Genomic DNA, 23291 nt, shown 5'->3' on the forward strand with positions numbered 1-23291 from the left:
ATGTCTTTCGATAATTTATCCCGCGTCATCCAGGAGCGGCCGCTGCGCATGCTGCTGGTGAATGCGGGCGAGGCCGATGCGCTCACCTGGGCCGGCCTGGTGCAGCCGCTGCGCCTGGCCGCCGCCGCGCTGGGCCGCGACGTGCTGCATCTGGAAACCATGACGCCGGCGCAGGTGGTGCTGGCGCAGCCGGGCTGGCCGCCTCACAGTCCACACCTTGCTTTGTTGGTGGCCGACGAGGGCCAGTCGCCGCTGGCGCCCGAATTGAGCCGCGCCGTCATCGAACGCTGCCGCTCGGCCGAGTATTGGGGTGGCGTCGGCGCCGGCGTGCTGTGGCTGGCCGCCGCCGGCCTGATGGCGGGCGTGCGCATCGCGCTGCCGTGGGCGTTGTACGCCGACACCGAGGGCATCTCCGAACGCGCCATCCTGACGCCGCACTTGTTCGAGCTGGACGGCCGCCACCTGAGCTGCTGCGGCGGCGCCGCCAGCATCGACTTCTCGCTGACCCTGATCGAGCATTTGTTCGGCGCCACCGTGCAGGCCGGCATCAAGGAAAGCCTGTGCATCGAGCGCGTGCGCGGCCACGAGGAACGCCAGCGGGTCGCGCTGCAGGCGCGCTTCGGCGCCTTGCAGCCGCGCCTGTCCGAGGCGGTGACGCTGATGGAAACCAATATCGAGGAACCGCTGTCGACCGACGACATCGCCAACCTGGTCGGGCTGTCGCGCCGCCAGCTGGAGCGCCTGTTCAAGCAATACCTGGGCAGCCTGCCGTCGCGCTACTACCTGGAGTTGCGGCTGCAACGCGCCCGCCAGTTACTCCTGGAGACCAACCACTCCATCGTGCAGGTCGGGCTGATGTGTGGCTTCTCGTCCGGCTCGCACTTCTCGACCGCCTTCGGCGCCCTGTTCGGCAACACCCCGCGCGAAGAACGCCAGCGCAAGCTGCTACCACCTGTATAGAACTGGTCGTTCTGACAAGCTTACTTTGCGGCCAAAAGTGAAAATCCTTGTCGCCATTAGAAAAGAGTTTTAGCATGCCGCTTTTTATAATGGGTCCACGCGGTGCTGTGCCGCGCCTTACCCAACAACGATAGGGAATGCCATGAACGCCAAGCTCGATACGACCGTAACTACCCGTCCTGTAACTCGTCAGACCTTTGATGAAGTTCTGGTGCCAACCTATGCACCAGCAGCGATGGTACCGGTCCGAGGCGCTGGTCTGGACCTGTGGGACCAGAATGGCAAGCACTATCTGGACTTCACCTCCGGCATCGCCGTCGCTTCGCTGGGCCATTGCAACCCGATCCTGGTCGAGGCGCTGACCCGCCAGGCCAACACCCTGTGGCACCTGGGCAATGGCTACACCAACGAGCCAGTGCTGCGCCTGGCCACCGCGCTGACCGAAGCGACCTTCGCCGACCGCGCCTTCTTCTGCAACTCCGGCGCCGAAGCCAACGAAGCCGCGCTGAAGCTGGCCCGCAAGTACGCCCACACCAAGTTCGGCCCGCACAAGTCGCGCATCGTGTCGTGCTACCAGTCGTTCCACGGCCGCACGCTGTTCACCGTGTCGGTCGGCGGCCAGTCCAAGTACACCGAAGGCTTCGAGCCGCTGCCGCCAGCGATCGACCACGTGACCTATAACGACATCGAATCCGCGCGCGCCGCCATCGGCGACGACGTTTGCGCAGTGATCGTCGAGCCGCTGCAAGGCGAGGGCGGCGTGGTCCCGGCCGACAAGGCTTTCCTGCAAGAGCTGCGCGACCTGTGCAACAAGACCGGCGCCCTGCTGATCTTCGACGAAGTCCAGTGCGGCATGGGCCGTACCGGCGACCTGTTCCACTACATGACCTACGGCATCACGCCGGACATCCTGACCTCGGCCAAGGCGCTGGGCAACGGCTATCCGATCGGCGCCATGCTGACCACCGACGAACTGGCCAAGACGCTGGGCGTGGGCACCCACGGCACCACCTACGGCGGCAATCCGCTGGCCGCGACCGTGGCGCTGACCGTGCTGGACACGATCAACCAGCCGGCCTTCCTGGCCCGCGTCAAGGAAGCCAGCGCCAAGCTGCGCGCGACGATGGAGAAACTGGTGGCCGACTACGCGCAGGTGTTCACGCTGGTGCGTGGCGCCGGCCTGCTGCAAGGCCTGGTGGTGACCGATGCCTGGAAAGGCCGTTCGAAGGACATCCAGCGCGCCGCCGAAGCCAACGGCCTGATGGTGCTGATCGCCGGCATGGACGTGCTGCGCCTGGCGCCGGCGCTGATCGTCACCGACGCCCAGATCGCCGAAGCCGACCGCATCCTGCGCCTGTCGCTGGACGGCATGATCAAGGCCGCTTAATAGCACCTACGGCGGCGGACCTGGTTCCGCCGTCTCTCATTCCAGCCCGGTGCTTTGTGCGCCGGGCTTGTGCATTAAACTGAGGAGTTCCCATGTATGTAGTCCGTCCGGTAGAACTTGCGGATATTGCTGCCCTCGAAGCGCTGGCCGCAGTGACCATGCCGGGTGTGCACACCTTGCCGAAAACGCGCGAGAAGATCGCCGACATGATCGAGCGTTCGATCGCTTCGTTTGCCGCGCACGTCGACATCCCCAGCGAAGAATCCTATCTGCTGGTGCTCGAGTCGCCGCAGGACAAGACCATCGTCGGCACCGCCGCGATCTTCGCCGCCGCCGGTTCCAACGGCACCTATTTCTCCTTCCGCAACGACGTGATCCAGCAGGTCTCGCGCGACCTGAACATCAGCCACAGCGTGCACGCGCTGACGCTGTGCTCCGAGCTGACCGGCTATTCGCAGCTGTCGAGCTTTTACGTCGGCGAACGCGAACACGGCACGCCGGAAGCGGCCCTGCTGTCGCGCGCGCGCCTGATGTTCGCCGTGCTGGCGCCGCACCGCTTCGCCGACCGCTTCTTCGTGCCGCTGGCCGGCGTGACCGACGCCGACGGCGGATCGCCGTTCTGGGATGCGCTGGGCCGCAAATTCTTCAAGATGGATTTCCTGGACGCCGAGCGCGTCATCGGCGGCGCGCGTAACCGCACGCTGATCGTCGAGCTGATGCCCCACTATCCGGTCTACGTGCCGCTGCTGCCGGGCGACGCCCAGGCGGCCATGGGCCAGATCCATCCGTCGGGCGAGCTGGCGTTCAACCTGCTGACGGCCGAAGGCTTCGAAGCCGACGACTACATCGATATCTTCGACGGCGGCCCGATCCTGCAGGCGCACAAGAATTCGCTGCGCACCTTCAACGGCGCGCTGCAACGCCGCGTGACCACCGCCGCCGAATCGCCGGACCGCGGCCGCGAACCGCAGCTGCGCTACGCCGTATCGTCCGGCTCCGAACACAACTTCCGCGCCGTGATCACGCATTGCGCCGCGCTGGAATCGCAAGTCAATGTGGCGCTGCCGGCCGACGTGCTGGAAGCGCTCCAGATCGCCGAAGGCGATACCGTCATCTGCGTCAGAATTTAAGAGTGGATCAATTATGCTAGTAGTACGCGCAATCACAGCCAACGACCTCGACGCCCTGTACGTGATGGCCACGCAGGTCGGCAGCGGCATGACCACCCTCAAGCCGGACATGAAGATGATGGGCGACCGCCTGGCGATCGCGGTCGCCTCGTTCGCCGAAACCATCCCGCCCGAAAAGCGCGACTACATGTTCGTCATGGAGGACACCGACAACGGCCGCATCGCCGGCGTGTGCGCGATCAAGGGCGCGGTCGGCCTGACGGAGCCGTTCTACAACTACCGCATCGGCACGCTGGTGCACTCCAGCCGCGAGCTGGACGTGTTCACCCGCATGGACACGCTGTACCTGTCGAACGACCTGACCGGCAGCACCGAACTGTGCTCGCTGTTCCTGGCGCCGGACTACCGCACCGGCAACAACGGCAAGCTGCTGTCGAAGAGCCGCTTCCTGTTCATCGCCCAGTTCCCGCACCTGTTCACCGAAAAGCTGATCGCCGAAATGCGCGGCTACCAGGAGGAGAGCGGCCGTTCGCCGTTCTACGAAGGCCTGGGCCGCCACTTCTTCAAGATGGATTTCGACCACGTCGACGACCTGACCGCCGTCGGCAAGAAGTCCTTCATCGCCGAACTGATGCCGCGCCAGCCGCTGTACGTGGCCTACCTGCCGGAAGACGCGCAGCAGGTGATCGGCAAGGTCCACATGTCGACCGCGCCGGCGCGCCGCCTGCTGGAGCAGGAAGGCCTGTACTTCGAAGGCTACGTCGACATCTTCGACGCCGGCCCGGTATTGCAGGCGCGCGTGTCGGAACTGCGCGCCATGCGCGAAAGCACGCTGGCCGAAATCGGCCCGACGACGGACTGGGATTCGGCCTGCGCGCCGGAATCCATCGCCGCCGAACCGATGCTGGTGTCGAACACCACGCTCAAGGATTTCCGCATGATCCTGTCGCAAGCGGTGCCGGTCAACGGCGCCATCGCGCTGCCGGAAGCCGAACAACAACTCCTGCACTGCCATACCGGCGATACGGTGCGCACGCTGACCCTTAATTTGAGGAAGAATCCACATGTCTAAAGTCCTGAGCAACTTCATCAACGGCGAATGGCTCGCCGGTAGCGGCGCCGAACTGGTCACCATCGATCCATCGGACGGCAAGCAGACCTGGGCCAGCAACGAATCGACCGCGCAGGACGTGGGCCACGCCGCCGCCGCCGCGCGCGACGCGTTTGAAGCCTGGGCCTTGACGCCGCTGGCCGAGCGCATCGCCGTCTGCACCCGTTTCCGCGATCTGCTGAAACAGGACGCGGAAGAGCTGGCGCTGCTGATCGCCGAGGAAGTGGGCAAGCCGATGTGGGAAGCCCGCACCGAAGTGACCACCATGGCCAACAAGATCGACATCTCGGTGCAGGCCTACGGCGCGCGCACCGGCGAAACCCAGAACAAGGTCGCCGACGGCGATGCCGTGCTGCGTCATCGTCCGCACGGCGTGTTCGGCGTGTTCGGTCCTTACAACTTCCCGGGCCACCTGCCGAACGGTCATATCGTGCCGGCGCTGATCGCCGGTAACACCGTGGTCTTCAAGCCTAGCGAATATGCGCCGCGCACCGCCGTCAAGACCGTGCAGCTGTGGGAAAAGGCCGGCGTGCCGAAAGGCGTGATCAACCTGGTCAACGGCGGCCGCGATGCGGGCGTCGCGCTGGGCCAGAACGCGCTGCTGGACGGCGTGCTGTTCACCGGCAGCTGCCAGACCGGCACCGCGCTGCACAAGCAGTTCGGCGGCCAGCCAGGCAAGATGCTGGCGCTGGAAATGGGCGGTAACAATCCGCTGGTGGTGTGGGACGTCAAGGATATCGACGCCGCCGTGTTCATGGCGATTTCGTCGGCCTTCATCTCGGCCGGCCAGCGCTGCACCTGCGCGCGCCGCCTGATCGTCAAGCAGGGCGCCGAGGGTGATGCGATCATCGCGCGCCTGGTCGACGTGGCCAGCCGCCTGACCATCGGCGCCTCCGCCGCGGAACCGGCGCCGTTCATGGGCCCTGTTGTTTCGGCAGCGATCGCCAAGCGCCTGGTGCTGGCGCAGGCCGACATGGTCGCCAAGGGCGGCAAGAGCCTGCTGGCGATGCGTCAGCTGGTCGAGGACACCGGCTTTGTCAGCGCCGGCATCGTCGACGTCACCGAAGCCCAAGGCATCCCGGACGAAGAGTGGTTCGGCCCTCTGCTGCAGGTGATCCGCGTGGCGGACTTCGACAGCGCGATCAAAGCCGCCAACGCCACCGAATTCGGCCTGGCTTCGGCGCTGATCTCGAACGACGAAAACCTGTGGAAGATCTTCCAGGTGCGCGCACGCGCCGGCATCGTCAACTGGAACCGTCCGACCACCGGCGCCGCCAGCAGCGCGCCGTTCGGCGGCGTGGGCAAATCGGGCAACCATCGTCCGAGCGCCTACTACGCGGCCGATTACTGCGCCTATCCGGTCGCTTCGATCGAAAACAATGTACTTGAAATGCCTGCGAAGCTGTCGCCGGGCATGCACTTCTAAGGAACTGAAATGCGCGCACGCGAATTCAACTTCGACGGCCTGGTAGGCCCATCGCACAACTACGCCGGTCTGTCGTTCGGCAATGTGGCTTCGTTCAGCAACGTCAAGAGTGCTTCGAATCCGAAGCTGGCGGCGCTGCAAGGCCTGGCCAAGATGCGCGCGCTGGCCGCGCGTGGCTTCGGCCAGGCGCTGCTGCCGCCGCAGGACCGTCCGAATTTCCGCCTGCTGCGCAGCATCGGTTTCACCGGCAGCGATGCCGAGGTGCTGGCCAAGGCCGCCAAGGAGTCGCCGGTGATCCTGGCGTGCGCCTACTCGGCCTCGCCGATGTGGACCGCCAACGCGGCCACGGTCAGCCCGTCCGCCGACAGCGCCGACGGCCGCACCCACTTCACCGCCGCCAACCTGAATAACAAGCTGCACCGCGCTTTCGAGCACGCGCAGTCGGCGCGCTCGCTGCGCGCCATCTTCAAGGACGAGAAGCACTTCGCCGTGCATGACGCGCTGCCAGGCACGCCGGCATTCGGCGACGAAGGCGCGGCCAACCACACCCGTTTGTGCAAGGACCACGGCAGCGCCGCCGTCGAGATGTTCGTCTACGGCCGCACCGAGTTCGACGCCTCCGCATCGGCACCGAAAAAATACCCGGCCCGCCAGACGCTGGAAGCATCGCAGGCCGTGGCCCGCCTGCACGGCCTGTCGGCCGAGCGCACCGTCTACGTCCAGCAGAATCCGGACGTGATCGACCAGGGCGTGTTCCACAACGACGTGATCGCGGTCGGCAACGGCAATGTGCTGTTCTATCACGAGCAGGCCTTCGCCGACGAAGCGGACGCGCTGGAACAGCTGCGCCGCGCGATGGGCGGCGTGGGCGCGGAACTGAACGCGATCCGCGTCGATACCGCCAAGGTGTCGGTGGCCGACGCGGTGCACAGCTATCTGTTCAACAGCCAGCTGCTGAGCAAGGACAACGGCAAGATGGCGCTGGTGATCCCGCAGGAGTGCGAGGAAAACGCCGCCGTGGCGGCCTACCTGCAAGGCCTGGTCGCCAGCGGCAACGCGGTCGACGAACTGATTCACTTCGACCTGCGCCAGTCGATGCGCAATGGCGGCGGCCCCGCATGCCTGCGCCTGCGCGTGGCGCTGACCGATGCCGAAGCGGCTGCCATGCATCAAGGCGTGGTGATGACGGAAGCGCTGTACCACACGCTGGTGGCGTGGGTGGAGAAGCACTACCGCGACCGGCTGGAACCGTCCGACCTGGCCGATCCGGCGCTGGCGATCGAAGTGCACGCCGCGCTGGAAGACTTGAGCCGGATTCTGGGCTTGCCTGGACTGTATGATTTGTAAAACACCATCTCGCCCCCATATGGGGATTTGGTGTCTAATAGCGCTCAACCACTGCCGCGCAGCCACAAGCCGGCGCGGCGCCTGCAACATAAAATACACATAACGTATTGGAGAAGCAACGATGAAACAAATGCCACAAGACCTGCGCGCACAGACGCTGGATTTGGTCAATTCGAGCAAGCCGGCCAGCGACAGCAGCCAGGTCGCCTCCCTGATCAGCGCCTGGCTTGGATCCCTGGACGAAGAAGACCTGGCGGGCACCGCCCCGGGTAGCCTGGCCCCGGTATTGTGGGACGGTTTCACGCAAGCTTCCAAGCGCTCCGGCTCCGGCGCGCAGATCGCCAAGCTGCGCTACGCGGATGGCCGCGGCGGCATGGCCACCGCGCTGCTGGTCCTGAACGATGACATGCCTTACCTGGTCGATTCGATCGTCATGGCGATGCGCAAGCTGCGCGTGGGCGTCAGCGGCGTATTGAACTCGGTGCTGCCGGTTGCGCGCAACGCGGACGGCGTGGTGACCGCCGTCGGCCAGAGTGGCGACAAACTCGAATCGTATGTATTGTGCCTGCTGTCCGAAGATCTGCCGGAAGCGGAAATCGGCATGCTGGTCGAGCGCCTGGCAATGGTGTCGCGCGACGCCGCCGTGGTGCGCCGCGACAAAGCCGCGATGCAGGAGCACTTCAGCCGCATCGGCGCCGAAGCCGCCGCCCATGGCGATGAAGGCAAGGAAGTCGCCGCCTTCCTGGAATGGGCCAAGACCGAGGGCTTCGAGCCGTTCGGCTACGCCTACTACCAAGTGAAACCGGGCGTGCGCGAGCTGGAACGCGACATCCCTAGCCGCATCGGCGTGCTGCAAGATACTTCGCATCCGGTCTACGGCACCTGCCTGGCCAATATTCCCGGCGATTTCGACACGCTGTCGAAGCGCGCCCACACGCTGTCCATCGTCAAGGCCGACGTGGAGGGCACGCTGCACCGCGACCAGCAACTGGACTTCATCGGCATCCGCCACACCGACGCGCAAGGCGCGATCCTGGGCGAGTACTGCTTCGTCGGCCTGTTCACCCGCGCCGCCACCGCGACGCCGCTGAACCGCCTGCCGTTCGCGCGTGGCCGCGTGGCCAAGGTGCTGAGCATCGCCGGCGTGCGCCAGGAAGGTTTCCGCGCCGAGAAATTCATCGAGATCCTCGAATCGCTGCCGCGCACAGAGGCGCTGGAAGCGGAACCTGAATGGCTGGCCGAAGTTTGCGGCGCCGTCGTTTCGCTGTACAAGCAGCCGCGCACCAAGGTGTTCGCCCGCCGCGACGTGTACGCGCGCCACCTGAACGTGCTGGTCTACCTGCCGCGCGAGCGTTACAGCGCCAGCGTCGCTTCGTCGCTGGCCAAGGCGCTGCAAGCCAGTTCCGGCGCGCAGCATGTCAGCTCGCAGACGCTGGTGGCGGACGGCCCGCTGGCCCGCGTGTACCTGATCGCCCACGCCGCGCGCTATCCGCTGGACCTGGAAACCGACATCCAGCAGCCGCTGTTGTCGGTGCTGGACGGCTGGCACAACCAGTTCTCCGCGCTGGCCGACGCCGTGCCTGACGTGCCGCTGCGCGCCAGCCTGCGCAAGATGTGCGCCGCGCTGCCGATCGACTATGTCGCCACCACCGCGCCGGAAGCCGCCTTCCACGACCTGGGCACCATCCTGCGCAACACCGATCCATCGCGCGTGGACGTGCGTGTCGAAGTTGGCACAGACGCCGCGGCCAATGCGACCACCATCCGTTTGTATTCCGTCGACCGCGTACCATCGCTGTCGACCATCCTGCCGGCGCTGCACAACGCCGGCGTGGCGATCGACCGTGAACAGGCGCACTCGCTGCGCGTGGACGGCCAGCGTCACTTCGTCACCAGCCTGTCGGTGGATGCCGCCAGCGCCGCCAGCCTGGCCAAGGCCGACATCGTGCCGGTCGCGCAGGAACTGTTCGCCGCACTGTTCAACAACGAAGCCGAAGACGGCCGCCTGAATGGCCTGGTCATCGAAGGCGGCTTGAGCGTGCGCCAGGTACAACTGGTACGCGCCTACATGAGCTACTGGCGCCAGACCGGCAGCCGTTTCTCGGTGCGCTACATCGCCGAGACGCTGCGCAAGCAGCCGGTGGTGGTCAAGCAGCTGGTGGACGCCTTCCTGCAACGCTTCAACCCTGCGCTGGACGCCGCCACCCGCGCCGCCGCACTCGATGCGCTGGCCGGCATCAAGAGCAGCCTGCCGGCGATCAACCACGCCGACAGCGAAGAAGTGCTGGGCGCGATGACCGACCTGATGGTCGCCACGCTGCGCACCAACTACTTCCAGAATAACCAGAAGGGCGACAAGATCATCTTCAAGTTCGACACCAGCAGCCTGGCGCTGGTGCCGGAACCGCGTCCGTTCCGCGAGATCTTCGTGTTCTCGCGCCGCTTCGAAGGCGTGCACCTGCGCGGCGGCCCGGTCGCCCGCGGCGGCCTGCGTTGGTCGGACCGCATGGAAGACTACCGCACCGAAGTGCTCGGCCTGGTGAAGGCACAGATGGTGAAGAACGCCGTCATCGTGCCGGCCGGCGCCAAGGGCGGCTTCGTCTGCAAGCAGATGCCGAAAGACGCCGTGCGTGAAACCATCGCGGCCGAAGGCGAAGCGGTGTATCGCCTGTTCATCGCCAGCCTGCTGGAAATGACCGACAACCGCGTGCTGGGCAAGATCGTTTCGCCGGCCGACACCATCTGCTACGACGAAAACGACCCGTACCTGGTGGTGGCCGCCGACAAGGGCACCGCGACCTTCTCCGACATCGCCAACGGCATCGCCGTGCAGCGCGGTTTCTGGCTGGGCGATGCGTTCGCGTCGGGTGGCTCGAACGGCTACGATCACAAGAAGATGGGCATCACCGCCAAGGGCGCGTTCGAAGCCGTCAAGCGTCACTTCTACGAAATGGACCACGACATCCACGCCACGCAGGTGACGATGGTCGGCGTGGGCGACATGTCGGGCGACGTGTTCGGCAACGGCGCGCTGTTGTCGCGCAAACTGAAAATCGTGGCTGCCTTCGATCACCGCCATATCTTCCTCGATCCAAATCCGGATATGGAAAAATCCTTCGTCGAACGCGAGCGCATGTTCGCGCTGCCGCGCTCCTCGTGGGACGACTACAACAAGGAGCTGATTTCGGCCGGTGGTGGCGTGTACCCGCGCAGCGCCCGCAGCATCGAGCTGTCGCCGCAGATCCGCGCCGCGCTGGACATCGAAGAAACCTCGTTGCCGCCGGAGGAACTGATGCACCGCATCCTGCTGGCGCCTGTTGACCTGTTCTACAACGGTGGTATCGGCACCTACATCAAGGCTTCGACCGAATCGCACGCACAGGTCAAGGACCGCGCCAACGACAACATCCGCGTCGACGGCAACCAGCTGCGCTGCAAGGTCGTCTCCGAAGGCGGCAACCTGGGCGCGACCCAGGCCGGCCGTATCGAATTCGCGCTGGCGGGCGGCCGCATCTTCACCGATGCGATCGACAACTCGGCCGGCGTGGATTGCTCCGACCATGAAGTGAACGCGAAGATGTGGCTGGACGTGGAAATGAACGCCGGCCAGCTGAGCGAAGCAGACCGCAACCGCGTGCTGAACGAAATGACCGCCGACATCGAACGCCTGGTCCTGCGCGACAACACGCTGCAAACGCAGTTGCTGGTGCGCGAAGCACAGTCACAGACCGACGCCGCCGCGCAAGACGGCTACGCCGCGCTGATCGCGTCGCTGGAAGAAGAGGGCGCGCTGTCGCGTGAGCTGGAGCAGCTGCCATCGGTGGCGGAACTGGCGCGCCGCAAGGCCGACGGCCGTTGCCTGACCACGCCGGAACTGGCGGTGGTGATCGCCAACGTCAAGAACCGCTACAAGCGCATCCTGTCGGCGCTGCCGCTGACGGACCTGAGCTGGGCCGAGTCGGTGCTGAAGCCGTACTTCCCGGATCTGCTGGTGGCAACCCGTCCTGCGCTGGCGCACCCGCTGGCCAACGCCATCCTGGCGACCGTGCTGGCCAATGAATCGGTCAACCGTTGCGGTCCGCTGATGCTGCGCCAACTGGCCGGCGAACATGGCGTGGATGAATCGGATGTGATCCTGGCGTGGGGCCAGGCATGGTCCGCGCTGAACCTGGCGCCGATCTTCACGACGCTCGATGCGGACGCGCTGAGAGTGCCACGCGCCGTGTCGATCAAGGTCGATGCGCGTACCCGCGTGCTGCAAAAGTCGGTGATCGAAGGCGTGCTGACGGTGCCTGCCGACCAGTTGCGCGCCGGCGTCGCCGAGTTGACCAAGCTGTTCGCCAAGCCGGAAACGCTGGCGCAGCTGACGCCGGCCGACGGCCAGTCGGATGCCGATATCACCTCCGGCCTGCGCGCCGAATTCGTGCTGGCCTGGAAGGCTGTCGAGGCGATCGACGCGGTGGCGGCGTTTGTGTTCGCGGCGCTGTCGGTATCGCGTCCTGAGGGCATGGACCTGCCGGCGTTCCTGCAAGTTGGCCTGGCGCTGCGCGCGCAGGTTGGCATCGATACGCTGGAGCGCGGCCTGAAACTGCCGGCCACCAGCCGTTCGCAAGAGCAGCTGCGCAGCTACGCCCAGAACGCGCTGCGCCGCACGCAGCAACGCTTGCTGTCGCAGGTGTTGCAGCATGCGACCGGCGACCATACGGCGGCGGAAGCGGTGGAAGTCGTGGCCAACACGCTGGGCTTGTCCGGCTACGCGGCGGCGACCGATCTGGAACAGGCGATGCTGGACGTTTGGGCTTTGTCCGAAGCGACCAACACCAGTAACACGACGCTGGCGGTGTAAGTAGATGAGCGATTTGCCCAAGGTTTTGCCGGAATCTGTACGCGCGTTGGCTGAAGCGGATTTCAGCGTGGTCGCGCAGCGTTTTTCGGCGGCCAGTTTTGCGGTGACGCAGCCGGCCGACGGTATCCTGACCATCAAGGCCGGGGGCGAACGTCCGAGCGTGCTGATTTCGGTCGGCGTGCATGGCGACGAGACGGGACCGATCGAGATGGTGGCGTATCTGCTGGACGCCTTGTCGCAGCAGGCGTCCGCGCTGGCGGTCAACCTGATGCTTTGCGTTGGCAATATCGGTGCGATCAGGGCCGGCAAGCGCTTCATCGATGCCGACTTGAACCGCATGTTCCGCAAGGAGCGCGGTACGCTGGAGGGCACGTCCGAAGCGGCGCGCGCCGATGCGATGATCGCCGCGACCGCGGCCTTCTTCGACGGTGCGGGGCCGCTGCGCTGGCATCTGGATCTGCATACGGCGATACGGCCGTCGGTGTATCCAACCTTCGCCATCGTGCCCGAGCTGATCGCCGACCAGCCGCGCCGCGAGGTGATCGAGTGGCTGGGTTTGGCCGGCATCGGCGCCGTCATCATGAACCCGGCTTCGGTCGGGACGTACAGCTACTACTCGGCCGAGCATCACGCGGCGGCCGGCACCACGGTGGAGCTGGGGCGCATCGGCACCCTGGGACAGAACGATCTGTCGCAGTTCGCCGATGCCTCGCTGGCGCTGGACGACCTGCTGCGCGGCGCGGCCAAGCGTGAGGCCAGGCAGCGGCCGCACGTGTTCAACACCGCGCGCCAGATCATCAAGTTGAGCGACCAGTTCCAGATGGCGTTCGGCAAAGAGACGCACAACTTCACGGCGCTCAAGCAGGGCGAAGAAATCGCCCGCGATGGCGACACCATCTACACCGTCCAGCATCCCGAAGAGCTGGTGGTATTCCCCAACCCCGACGTTCGCATCGGCCTGCGCGCCGGCCTGATGGTGGTGCGCGTTTCCTGATCTTTACGCCGCTTTACACTTTGCGGGATCATGGTTACATGGATTAGTTCGTTAATTAGGACAACAGTGTTCTAACCACGGAGTAATCATCATGTCGACAGCCATCAGCGGCGTTTCAAGCAGCAGTACCCAAGCCACCTCCTTCGATCCTGCGAAGGGGGCGGCGCGCTTTGCGGCCAAGGTATTCACCGACCTGGACGCCGACAAGGACGGCAAGGTCAACAAAGACGAGTTCGTATCGGGCCTGGAAAAGAAGGGCGTGTCGGCCGATGACGCCACCAAGCAGTTCGATGCGATCGATACGCAGAAGAACGGTTCGATCACCCAATCCGATCTGGAAACCGCGATCAAGAGCGGCAGCTTTGCGCCGCCGCGTCCCAGCGGCGCCCAGGGCGGCAAGCCTGCTGAAGGCGCACACGGCGGCGGTGGCGCGGGCGGCGTTAGCAGCTCCAGCAGCTCGACTACAACCTACGAAGCGGCGGACACCAACCAGGACGGCACGGTCTCCGAGCAGGAACAGCTGGTGTACAGCGTTTCCCATCCCGATAAAACGACCGACGCTAGCAAGATCGGCAACAACGTCGACCAGTTGGCCTGAGTGTCTCGATTGCGTCGATTGCGCTACACTCGCAGTTCTCTATCTCATCTCTGGAGTTCGCGATGTCGTTATCGATGCATCAGGTGTCGGTGCCCGTGTTTGTGCGTGGCTTGAAGGTGTTGTCGGATTTGCTGGGGAAGGCCGAGGCCTATGTCGAGCAGCATGGCTCGGTGCCGGATGCGATGATCTCCGCGCGGCTGGCGGACGATATGCTGCCGCTGTCGGCGCAGGTGCAGCGCGCCAGCGATACGTCGAAATTGTCGGTGGAGCGTTTGAGCGGTGTGGCCGCGCCCAAGTTTGAAGACAACGAAACCTCGTTCGCGCAATTGCAACAGCGAATCGCCGATACCATCACTTATCTGGATAGCGTCGCCGAAAGCGATTTCGCCGGCAGCGAGGCGCGCCCGATCACACTTAATTTGGGTGCGTTCCAGCCGGCGTTCCAGGGGGACGACTATCTGCTGACGTTCGCCTTGCCGAACTTCTTCTTCCACATCGTCACCGCCCACGACATCCTGCGCAACCAGGGCGTCCCGGTCGGCAAGCGCGATTATCTCGGGCCGTTCGCGTAGAAGCTTAGCCGCGCATCAGCCAGGCCGCCAGCGTGCCCGCCAGACCCAGTAAAACAACGGCGGCGCCGGCGACGGCAGGATGGAAACGCCGGGATACGGTAGGGATCTTTTGAATTGGCATGATGGGCTCTCTCTTGGCTTGATGTAACACTTCGGCCTAGAGTAGCTTGACAACAATTTCCAATCTATACATCCCGCTGTATCAAAAGTAAGCAACTGTAACGGAGCCCTTACCCCGCCTGGGGTCTGAGTTGTTTTTCTAACACAAAATTACTGTAATGCGACAGGCCGGAAGGCCCTATAATCGCTTAGTTTTTTTGCCCGTACATATCTCCCACAAGGATTGCCTGTGAACCAAACGCTGGTCCAGAAACTGACCCGTACCAAGCCGGTCGATAACACAGTAGAAACTGCTCCCACCAATAGCAATAGCCTGCATCGCTCGATCGGCTTGTTTCCCCTGACAATGATTGGTGTCGGCGCCACGATCGGCACCGGTATCTTCTTCACGATGGTGGAAGCCGTGCCGAAGGCCGGGCCTTCCGTGATCCTGTCCTTCCTGTTCGCCGCCATCACCGCCGGCCTGACCGCGCTGTGCTACGCCGAGCTGTCGTTCCGCATTCCGGCGTCCGGCTCGTCGTATTCGTTTGCCTACGCCACGGTCGGCGAGTTCCTGGCCTTCATCATGGCGGCCTGCCTGTTGCTTGAATATGGATTGGCGGCCAGCGCGACGGCGATCGGCTGGTCCGATTACCTGAACAACTTCCTGAACAACGCCTTCGGCTGGCATATCCCCGAGGTGCTGCGCTCGCCGATGATCGTTTCCACGCCCAAGGGCATGGAGCTCCATCTCGGCCACATCAACCTGCCGCCCATCCTGCTGGTCTGCCTGTGCTGCCTGCTGCTGATACGCGGCACCAAGGAGTCGGCCACCACCAACGCCATCATGGTGATGATCAAGCTGGCGATCCTGATCTTCTTCGTGGTGATCGCCTTCTCCGGCTTTGATATAAACAATTTCCATCCATTCTTCAGCCCGGACAACGGCGTGCACATCACCGGCATGACCGGCGTGACGGCCGCGGCGGCGACGGTGTTCTTCTCCTTCATCGGACTCGACACCGTGGCCACCGCCGGCGAGGAAGTGCGCGATCCCAAACGCAATGTGCCGATCGGCATCCTGTCGGCGCTGGGCATCGTGACCGTGTTCTACCTGCTGGTGGCCGTGGCCGCGATGGGCGCGCAACCTGCCTACAAGTTCGCCGGGCAGGAAGCCGGCCTGGCCGTGATCCTGCAGAACGTGACGGGCAAGACCTGGCCGGCGCTGGTGCTGGCGGCGGGCGCCGTGATCTCGGTGTTCAGCGTGACGCTGGTGACGATCTACGGCCAGACCCGCATCCTGTACGCGATCTCGAAGGACGGCCTGATCTCGCCAGCGTTCCGCAAGGTCAGCCCGCGCACCGCCTCGCCGGTGCACAACACGCTGATCGTCTGCATCGTGGTCGGCCTGGTGGCCGGTTTCGTCGATGCGACCTTCCTGTGGGATATGGTCAGCATGGGCACGCTGACGGCCTTCATCGTGGTGTCGCTGGCGGTGCCGGTGATGCGCAAGAAGGAAAACGGCAAGGGCACCAAGGGCTTCCGCGTGCCGTTCGGCCCGTACGTGGTGCCGGGCCTGAGCATCGTGGCCTGCCTGTACCTGATGTTCGGCCTGTCGATGACCACCTACACCATCTTCCTCATCTGGATGAGCGCGGCGGTGCTGACGTACTTCCTGTACGGCATGCGCAATTCGCGACTGAATCACGCCAAGTAAAACGGCGAGACGTTAAAAAGCCCCCATCGGCACTGAGCGCGATCTTGAGCGCGTTCAGGCTGATGGGGGCTTTTTTACGTTCGTTTGCTTACGCTTGTTCTTTGCCTGGCTTGGCGCCCAGGTAGAGGCGCAGTACGAGGCCGGACAGGGCGATGGCGGCAGGCAGGTTTTCGATGATGGTCAGCATGGTGATCTCCAGAAAGTTAAATTCGGTTCGATTAGCCGCGCGACGCCATGTAGCGCAGTTCGGCAGACAGGTTAGGCGAATGACGTTCGCAGTCATTGGCCAGGCGGTTCAGCCAGGACGCGGAAGCTTCGATCTGGCGTTGCGAAACAACTTCGTCCGCCACGACGGCTGGACGTGGCTTGACGGCGAACAGTGCGGCAATCAGCTGGCGCGCTGCGGTGGCAACATTGCTTGCGTAGCGGGTCGTGGTCAGGTCGATGTAAATCAGGTTGTTCGTTGCGCTCATCAGAAGCTCCTTAAATGTTCGTTTGTTGCAGTGCAGTATGCGCGTGTTTCAGTAATAAATAAAATTTTGATTTATGATACTCGCCATAAGCAAACCGTATAACTTCCGGTTTTGCCTATGACAGAAGCGTTCTGAGCGGTAACTTTTTTCGCTTTGGATTGAGTGCGAGCCGAGCGCCATCAGGTATGATTACTGTCCAACTGGCAATAATTTGACGGAGCTCCGATGTCCCTGCGCACGAAATTCATGCTCGCTTTGCTACTGACCGGGCTGGCGGCGGTAGCGATGGTGGGCGGCCTGGCCTATGTGGGCATGAGCAAGAAGGTCGACGTCATCCGCCGCCAGCACGCCGCCGACAGTTTTTACGAGGGCATGAGCGGCTACCTGCAAAAGTACGGCAGCTGGCAGGCCGCCACCCAGGCCGAGCCTTTCGACGATTTCATGCATAGCTACCGCGAGGCGCATGGCTCGCGGCCGCCGCCGCCGGATGGCGAGGAGCGGCCGGGGCCGCCGCAGGGTGAGGGACCGCCGGGGCGCGGCGATCGTCGGCCGCCGCGCCGGGGCGGCGGCGAGCCGCCGTTTCACTTCATCGTGGCGGACCAGGATTTTCACGTGGTGTTGGGGGCCGGTGTGTATCGGCCAGGCGAATTGCTGCCGGAATCGGCCCGCAAGGATGCGCGCGCCGTCAAATCGGGCGAGCGGGTGCTGGCCTATATCTCGCCGGAAGGCATCTTCACGCCCAGCAAACAGGAACAGCAATACATGGATGCGATGCGCGAAGCGCTGGTGGCCGGCGTGACCGGCGCGGCGGCATTGGCGGTGGTACTGGGTCTTCTGCTGAGCCGGGGACTGAGCCGCAAACTCAGTCACCTGACCGGCGCGGTGCGCGCCATGCACGGCGGCTCGCTGCTGCAACGGGTGCCGGTGGAGGGGCGGGACGAAGTGGCCACGCTGGCCAGCGCCTTCAACGACATGAGCGAACAATTGGCGCGCTCGCACGAGGAGCTGAAGGAGTCGCACCAGACCATCCTGGAACAGGCCGAACAGATGCGCGAGCTCAGTGTGCGCGACGCCCTGACCAAGCTGCACAACCGCCGCCATTTCGACGAACAGGCGACCACGCTGTTCAGCCATGCGGTGCGCCACAAGCGGCCATTGAGCGTGGTGATAGGGGATATCGATTTCTTCAAGCGGATCAACGACCAGTTCTCGCACGCCACCGGCGACGCGGTGCTGCGCCAGGTGGGCGAGATCCTGCGCAGCCACATGCGCTTGAGCGACCTGGTGGCGCGCTACGGCGGCGAGGAATTCGTGATCGCCTTCCCGGAGACCGAGCTGCCGCAGGCGGCGGCCTTGTGCGACAAGCTGCGCAACATGATCGAGGGCTTCCCGTGGCACGAGGTGCACCCGGATCTGAAGGTCACGATGAGCATGGGCGTATACGCCGACCTGGCCGCCGGCACCGCCGAGGCGATGCTGCAAAAGGCCGATGCGCTGCTGTACCGCGCCAAACAGACGGGCCGCAACCGGGTCTGCTTTTCCTAACTAGCTGCGCCGGCCCAGCCAGCGGCCGCCGAACATGGTGCAGATCAGCGAGGCGACGATCAGCGTGATGCCGGCCCACTGCCAGCCGGTGATGACGTCGCCCAGCGCGATCATGCCGGCGCTGATGCCGACCACCGGCACGCCAAGGCTGAACGGCGCCACGCGGTTGACGGGGTGGCGTTTCAACAGACGGGTCCACATGGCGTAGCCGAGGATGGTCGCCATCCAGCCCAGGTAGGCGGTGGAGATCCAGGTGGACAGCGGCGCGCCGGTCCAGCTCCAGCGCGTGGCCGGATCGTCGAAGGCCAGCGACAGGCCGATGAACGGCAGGATCGGCACCAGGCTGCACCAGACCATGAAACCCACCACATCGAATTGCGGCGTGGCCTGCTGCGCGCGGCGCACGACGATGTTCGAGGCCGCCCACATCGCGGCGGCGGCCAGGCAGAGCGCGAAGCCGCCGGCGGTGGTGGCGCCCGCGTGGCCGGGCTGCACGTAGTTCATGCCGAAGCAGACCAGGCCCACGGCGGCCAGCAGCAGGCCGCCTTGCAGCGCGCGGCTGGCGCGTTCGTGCAGCAGCGCGAAGCCGAAGAAGGCGGTGAAGAACACCTGCGTTTGCAGGATCACGGACGCCAGCGCGGCCGACATGCCGACCTTCAGCGACAGGAACAGCAGGCCGAATTGGCCGACGCCCTGGCACAGGCCATACGCCACGATCCACTTCACCGGCAGCTTGGGCGGGCGCACGAACAGGATCAGCGGCAGCACGGCGAAGATATAGCGGGCGGCGCCCATCTGGAACGGCGTCAGGTCGCGCAGGCCGACCTTCATCGCGACGAAGTTGGTGCCCCAGATCAGCACGACGAACAGGGCGGAGATCAGGTCACGGGTGCTGAAGGATGCTGGGGAGGCGGCGGTCATGTTGCCATCTTAGCAGGCCTGCGCCGGCGGCGCAGAGGCTGGGCCAAGACCGGAGCCAGATCAGGCCACGTCGCGGACGATGGCCTCGCTGTGGACGATGATTTTGACGGCGTCCGCTTGCAGCAGGCGGATGCGTCGCTGTACCAGCGGCCAACCGGACCACGGCACGCTGGCGCCGTCCACTGTTGAAGTGGCAGGCGCGTCGGCGGCGACGGCGGCAGCTGCGGCGGTTGCCGGCGTCATCTGCGCGGCCGTCGCCGATTGCGGCGCCAGCGCCTGCGCCAGCGTGCGCACGACCTGTTCATGGCTCTCGCGCAGCATGGCGTTGACGGGCGCGGTCGGCAGTTCCTTCACGTGGCGGCGCAGGATGGCGCGCAGCGCGGCCACGTGCGCCACCAGCAGGTAGTTCTGCACGATGAACAGGTTGATGTCCTCCACCGCGCGCTGCTTGCGGGCCGGCTCGTCGAGCATGCGCACCAGCGCGGAGCTGAGCGCGGCCAGGCTGTCCATCAGGCGCTTGCGTTCGATGCGGTAGGCGAAATCGTCCTTGCCCTTGCCTTGCAGCAGATCGAAGCTGGCCTGCATGTAGCGCAGGTTCACGTCCAGCACTTCGCGGATCAGGCGCGGCAGCGATTGATATTCCCAGCTGGCCAGCACGAAGCTGAACGCCGTCGCCACCGCCGCGCCGATGAAGGTGTCGGTCAGGCGTTCGACGATCAGGTCCTGGTTGCCCGGCGCGATCAGGTGCATCTGCAGCAGGATCATGATGCTGACCGCGATCGCCGCGTAGCGGTAGCGCACGTAGATGAAGGTCGGCGTGGCCACCGTCGACAAAATCAGGAAGCCCAGTATCGCCGCCGGATAGTTGAGGTACTTGATGATCAGCGCCGTGATCACGCAGCCGATGATGGTGCCGACGATGCGGTCGCTGCGGCGCTGCTTGGTCATGCTGAAGCTGGGCTTGAGGATGATGACGATGGTCAGCACGATCCAGTAGCTGTGCGCCGCATACGGCAGCCACGAGGCCACCGCCAGGCCGACCGAGATCGCCATCGCCACCCGCAGCGAGAAGCGGAAGATCGGCGAATCGAGCCGCAGGTGCGACAGGATCATGCGCAGTTCGTACTTTTGCTGCGACAGGAAGGGGCCCATGTCGGCGTCGACCCAGAACGGCGTGCTGTCGTAGGCCTTCTGGCTGGCCTGGTGCAGCTCGCCGATCATCTTGATGATGGCGCGCACCTTGTTGCGCTGCGCGCGCAGCACGGCCAGCGCTTCCTGCGCCGGCTTGCCTTCGTCCACGCGCTGCTGCAAGGCCGCCAGCTCCGCCTCGATGGCCGCCAGTTCCGGCTCGTAGCTGATCTCCGGGTAGGAGGCCTTCTTGCGGGTGACGTCGTAGGCCACCGATTCGATGTCGCGCGCCGCCTTGCAGGCCAGGTCGTGCAGCGATTTCAGCACCGGCGAATCGGCCAGGTGCACGCGCAGCTGGGCGTAGTCGGTGTGGGTCGACAGGATCAGCTCATACAGGTCCAGCATGCAGACGTGGGTCTGCACGACGATGGCGTCCTTGCTGTTCTGGTGGCTGCGCAGTATCAGGTCGCGCGAGGCTTGCTGGCGGTCGGCCAGCAGGCTTTGATGGCGTACCAGCTTGTTGAATTGTTCGGTGAGGTTGTAGCGGGTGTCGTAGAAGTCGGCCTTGATGTCGATGTAGGCGGCCAGCTCGAACAGCGCCTCGGCCAGCACCTGCTGCTTGATGCGGTGGCGCAGTATCCACGAGATGCCCATGGCGTAGGCCAGGTAGGCGATCGCGCCCAAGGTGAACAGGCCGGTGTGGATGAAGGACTCGCGCGCCGTCATGTCGTGTTCCATCGACATGGTCATGATGAACAGCGTGGCCAGTTGCAGCGGCATCGACTTCTTGCCGTAGACGACCATCATGCAGGCCAGGAAGCTGATCGCCACCAGCATGACCATCAGCAGCCAGTGCACCGGCGCGCACAGGCTGATCAACAAGGTGACGGCGCTGCACAGCAGCACCGAGGCGCTCATCTCGTTGAACTTGTGGCGCAGGGGGCTGGGCATGTCCATCAGCGCGGTGCACAGCGCGCCGACGCACACCGTCATGGCGGTGGCCATGTCGGCGAATTGCAGCGTCACCAGGGTGACGCCGACCAGGCCCGCGGCAAAGCGCAGGCCCAGGTAAAAGTAATGGCTGTAGAAAAAGGTGCGCAGGTTGAGTGCGTAGTGCATGGCTATGGCCTTGTGGGCAGCTTGCATGCGCGCCGCGGGATCGCCGCTGCGCGCATGGGGTAACGCTAGTTGTTACTTTGCGGGGACTTAAAGGACGGACAGCACCGGGTAGCGGCGCCATTCCGGCTCCGCGTGGCGTTTGCCGTGTTCGAAGATGAAGCCCAGCACCTTTTCCTGGCAGGTCAGCAGCGCCGGATAGTCGGCCTTCCATTGCTCGAATTTCGCTTTCAGTTCAGGTTCGGTTTCCAGCATTTCCAGCGCCAGGTCTTCGAACACGTAGTCGGAATAGGCTTCCTTTTTCTCCAGCACGCTGTTGAAGAAACCCCAGCGGAAGAAGGAGTCGTGGCCTTGCGGTTCCAGCGTTTCGACGGCGTAGCGGGCGTTGGCCTGCTTGAGCGGAATGAAGTAGTCGCCCGGCTGCACGGTGAAGCTGCCGGTGCGCGCCTCCAGTTCCACCTCGTCGTGGTACATATGGCCTTCGTAGGCCTGCGGACGCGAGGTGACGGCGGCGATATGGTAGTACTGCGCCTCGATGGTGGAGGCTTCGTCGAAGCGCGCCATTTCCACGCCGTTCCATTGCAGGCGCTCGATCACTTCGCGCCAGGCTTGCGGGATCACGTAGCCTTTCGGCGCGCGCACGGTGGCTGACGGCACGAAGCTGTTGTAGTAGGCGATGTCCTTTTCCCACGGTTGGCTGCGGTCGTAGGACAGGCGCGTGTAGTCGCCCAGCAGGCTTGGGCTGCGCTTGGCCGCGTAGCCTTTGAAGCGGAAGGTCGATGGATTCGTTTCATCCATTTTCCAGCTGACGGTCCATTGCTTGGCGTTGGCGGCCTGCTCGCGCGCGTCGGCGCGCAGCTTCTGGATCTGTTCGCCGTGGGTGACGGTGAAGGCCATCGTCACGTCCAGCAGCGCGCGCATCGAGTCGTAGCGGTCCTTGAAGGGCTTGAGCATGTGCGTCTCCGGCATGAAGCCGATCACGTGGTGCAGCGCTGCGAAGCCGGTCGAGAAGCGCGGCACTTCCAGGAACTCGGCGATGCCGTCGTCCGGCGTGTCCTGCACCGGGTTGACGTAAGGGCAGGTCGGCCAGCCTTTCGCTTCCATCTGCGCGTAGATGTGCGGCAGCATGGTCTGGCGCAGGAAGGGGCCGAGGCCGTAGCCCAGCTTGTCCGCCTGGGTGTGGATCAAGGTCATCGTGTACGGGTAGTCGGCGCCGTTGGAGGTGTGGGTGTCCACCATCACGTCCGGATCCCAGCTGGTGACGAGCTGGTTGAACAGCTGGGCGTTGAGCGTGTCGCACTTGATGAAGTCGCGGTTCAGGTCCAGGTGGCGGCTGTTGCCGCGGAAGCCGAACTGCTCCGGGCCGTCCTGGTTGACGCGCGAGGTGTCGGCGCGGTTCAGCGCGCCGTCGACGTTGTACAGCGGGACGAACAGCAGCACGGTCTTGCCCAGCGCGGCCAGGCGGGCCGGATCGAAGCACAGGTCGCGCACGATGGCCATGCAGGCGTCCACGCCTTCGGGTTCGCCGGGGTGGATGCCGTTGTTGTTGAAGAACACGGTGCGGCCTTCGGCCTTGATCTGGTTGCGGTCGAACACGCCGTCCGCGCTGACTACGCCCGCATGCACCGGGATGCCGCCGTCGGACGTGCCGATCTGTTCAAAACGCAGTACTTGCGGGTAGCGTTGCGCCAGTTCCTGGTAGAAGGCGATGCATTCGCTCCACAAGGTGGTCTGGTTCTGATTGCCTTTTTCGTAAGGCGTAGGCATTTCTGGGTGCATGGCAGTCTGGATCTCAGAGGGAGTTGAGGGGAGGGCGGGTCGCGCTGGATAAGCACTGCGACACGCTGCCGAGGGCGGAATTGTATCATTCGTGCCCGATTTTTGAGCGGCGCCGGACTAGCCGGGCGCAGGTTTTGCGTTG

General features: G+C 64.5%; 16 protein-coding genes. 12 read left to right on the top strand and 4 right to left on the bottom strand.

What is annotated here, in order from left to right; all coding sequences use genetic code 11:
- The 11 genes from AC1RMD_RS14740 (at position 1) to AC1RMD_RS14790 (ending at position 16187) form a co-directional block, all read left to right on the top strand.
- Complete coding sequence (locus tag AC1RMD_RS14740) at positions 1-960, top strand: GlxA family transcriptional regulator (RefSeq protein ID WP_492927414.1); 960 nt, start codon at positions 1-3, stop codon at positions 958-960.
- Between the two features lie 142 nt (positions 961-1102).
- On the top strand, positions 1103-2347 hold the full coding sequence (locus AC1RMD_RS14745) for an acetylornithine/succinyldiaminopimelate transaminase (protein WP_492927416.1): 1245 nt from the start codon (positions 1103-1105) through the stop codon (positions 2345-2347).
- Positions 2348-2439: 92 nt separating this feature from the next.
- Positions 2440-3477 carry an arginine N-succinyltransferase gene (locus tag AC1RMD_RS14750; protein WP_492927417.1) on the top strand — a complete coding sequence of 346 codons (1038 nt, stop codon included), beginning with the start codon at positions 2440-2442 and terminating at the stop codon, positions 3475-3477.
- A gap of 13 nt (positions 3478-3490) precedes the next feature.
- A complete protein-coding gene (gene astA, locus AC1RMD_RS14755; protein ID WP_492927419.1) occupies positions 3491-4549 on the top strand; it encodes an arginine N-succinyltransferase in 1059 nt (352 codons plus the stop codon).
- Positions 4542-6014, top strand: a complete 1473-nt coding sequence (astD, locus tag AC1RMD_RS14760) for a succinylglutamate-semialdehyde dehydrogenase (RefSeq protein WP_492927420.1) — start codon at positions 4542-4544, stop codon at positions 6012-6014. The genes astA and astD overlap by 8 nt, the downstream gene beginning before the upstream one ends.
- 9 nt (positions 6015-6023) lie before the next feature.
- On the top strand, positions 6024-7361 hold the full coding sequence (gene astB, locus AC1RMD_RS14765; protein ID WP_492927422.1) for an N-succinylarginine dihydrolase: 1338 nt from the start codon (positions 6024-6026) through the stop codon (positions 7359-7361).
- 121 nt (positions 7362-7482) lie between these two features.
- Entirely contained in the window at positions 7483-12207 is a 4725-nt protein-coding gene (locus AC1RMD_RS14770) for an NAD-glutamate dehydrogenase domain-containing protein (RefSeq protein WP_492927424.1), read from the top strand.
- Between the two features lie 4 nt (positions 12208-12211).
- On the top strand, positions 12212-13201 hold the full coding sequence (locus tag AC1RMD_RS14775) for a succinylglutamate desuccinylase (RefSeq protein WP_492927426.1): 990 nt from the start codon (positions 12212-12214) through the stop codon (positions 13199-13201).
- Between the two features lie 91 nt (positions 13202-13292).
- The gene (locus AC1RMD_RS14780) at positions 13293-13799 is read left to right on the top strand and encodes an EF-hand domain-containing protein (protein ID WP_492927428.1); all 507 of its coding nucleotides are present in this window, start codon (positions 13293-13295) and stop codon (positions 13797-13799) included.
- Positions 13800-13861: 62 nt separating this feature from the next.
- On the top strand, positions 13862-14371 hold the full coding sequence (locus tag AC1RMD_RS14785) for a DUF1993 domain-containing protein (protein ID WP_492927430.1): 510 nt from the start codon (positions 13862-13864) through the stop codon (positions 14369-14371).
- A gap of 349 nt (positions 14372-14720) precedes the next feature.
- A complete protein-coding gene (locus AC1RMD_RS14790; protein ID WP_492927431.1) occupies positions 14721-16187 on the top strand; it encodes an APC family permease in 1467 nt (488 codons plus the stop codon).
- A gap of 218 nt (positions 16188-16405) precedes the next feature.
- Here the strand turns inward: AC1RMD_RS14790 and AC1RMD_RS14795 are convergent, their stop codons facing one another.
- Positions 16406-16660 carry a hypothetical protein gene (locus AC1RMD_RS14795; RefSeq protein WP_492927433.1) on the bottom strand — a complete coding sequence of 85 codons (255 nt, stop codon included), beginning with the start codon at positions 16658-16660 and terminating at the stop codon, positions 16406-16408.
- A 246-nt stretch (positions 16661-16906) separates the two neighbouring features.
- Here AC1RMD_RS14795 and AC1RMD_RS14800 point away from each other — a divergent pair, with 246 nt between their 5' ends.
- Positions 16907-18205, top strand: a complete 1299-nt coding sequence (locus tag AC1RMD_RS14800) for a sensor domain-containing diguanylate cyclase (RefSeq protein WP_492927435.1) — start codon at positions 16907-16909, stop codon at positions 18203-18205.
- Here AC1RMD_RS14800 and AC1RMD_RS14805 read toward each other — a convergent pair whose 3' ends face one another.
- From AC1RMD_RS14805 to AC1RMD_RS14815, 3 genes are all read right to left on the bottom strand, one after another.
- Entirely contained in the window at positions 18206-19126 is a 921-nt protein-coding gene (locus tag AC1RMD_RS14805) for an EamA family transporter (protein ID WP_492927436.1), read from the bottom strand.
- A 60-nt stretch (positions 19127-19186) separates the two neighbouring features.
- Positions 19187-21373, bottom strand: a complete 2187-nt coding sequence (locus tag AC1RMD_RS14810) for an FUSC family protein (protein WP_492927438.1) — start codon at positions 21371-21373, stop codon at positions 19187-19189.
- A gap of 87 nt (positions 21374-21460) precedes the next feature.
- A complete protein-coding gene (locus tag AC1RMD_RS14815) occupies positions 21461-23137 on the bottom strand; it encodes a M14 family zinc carboxypeptidase (RefSeq protein ID WP_492927439.1) in 1677 nt (558 codons plus the stop codon).
- Positions 23138-23291: the final 154 nt, after the last annotated feature.

Source organism: Duganella sp. GW822-FHT06D06 (genome assembly GCF_058799615.1).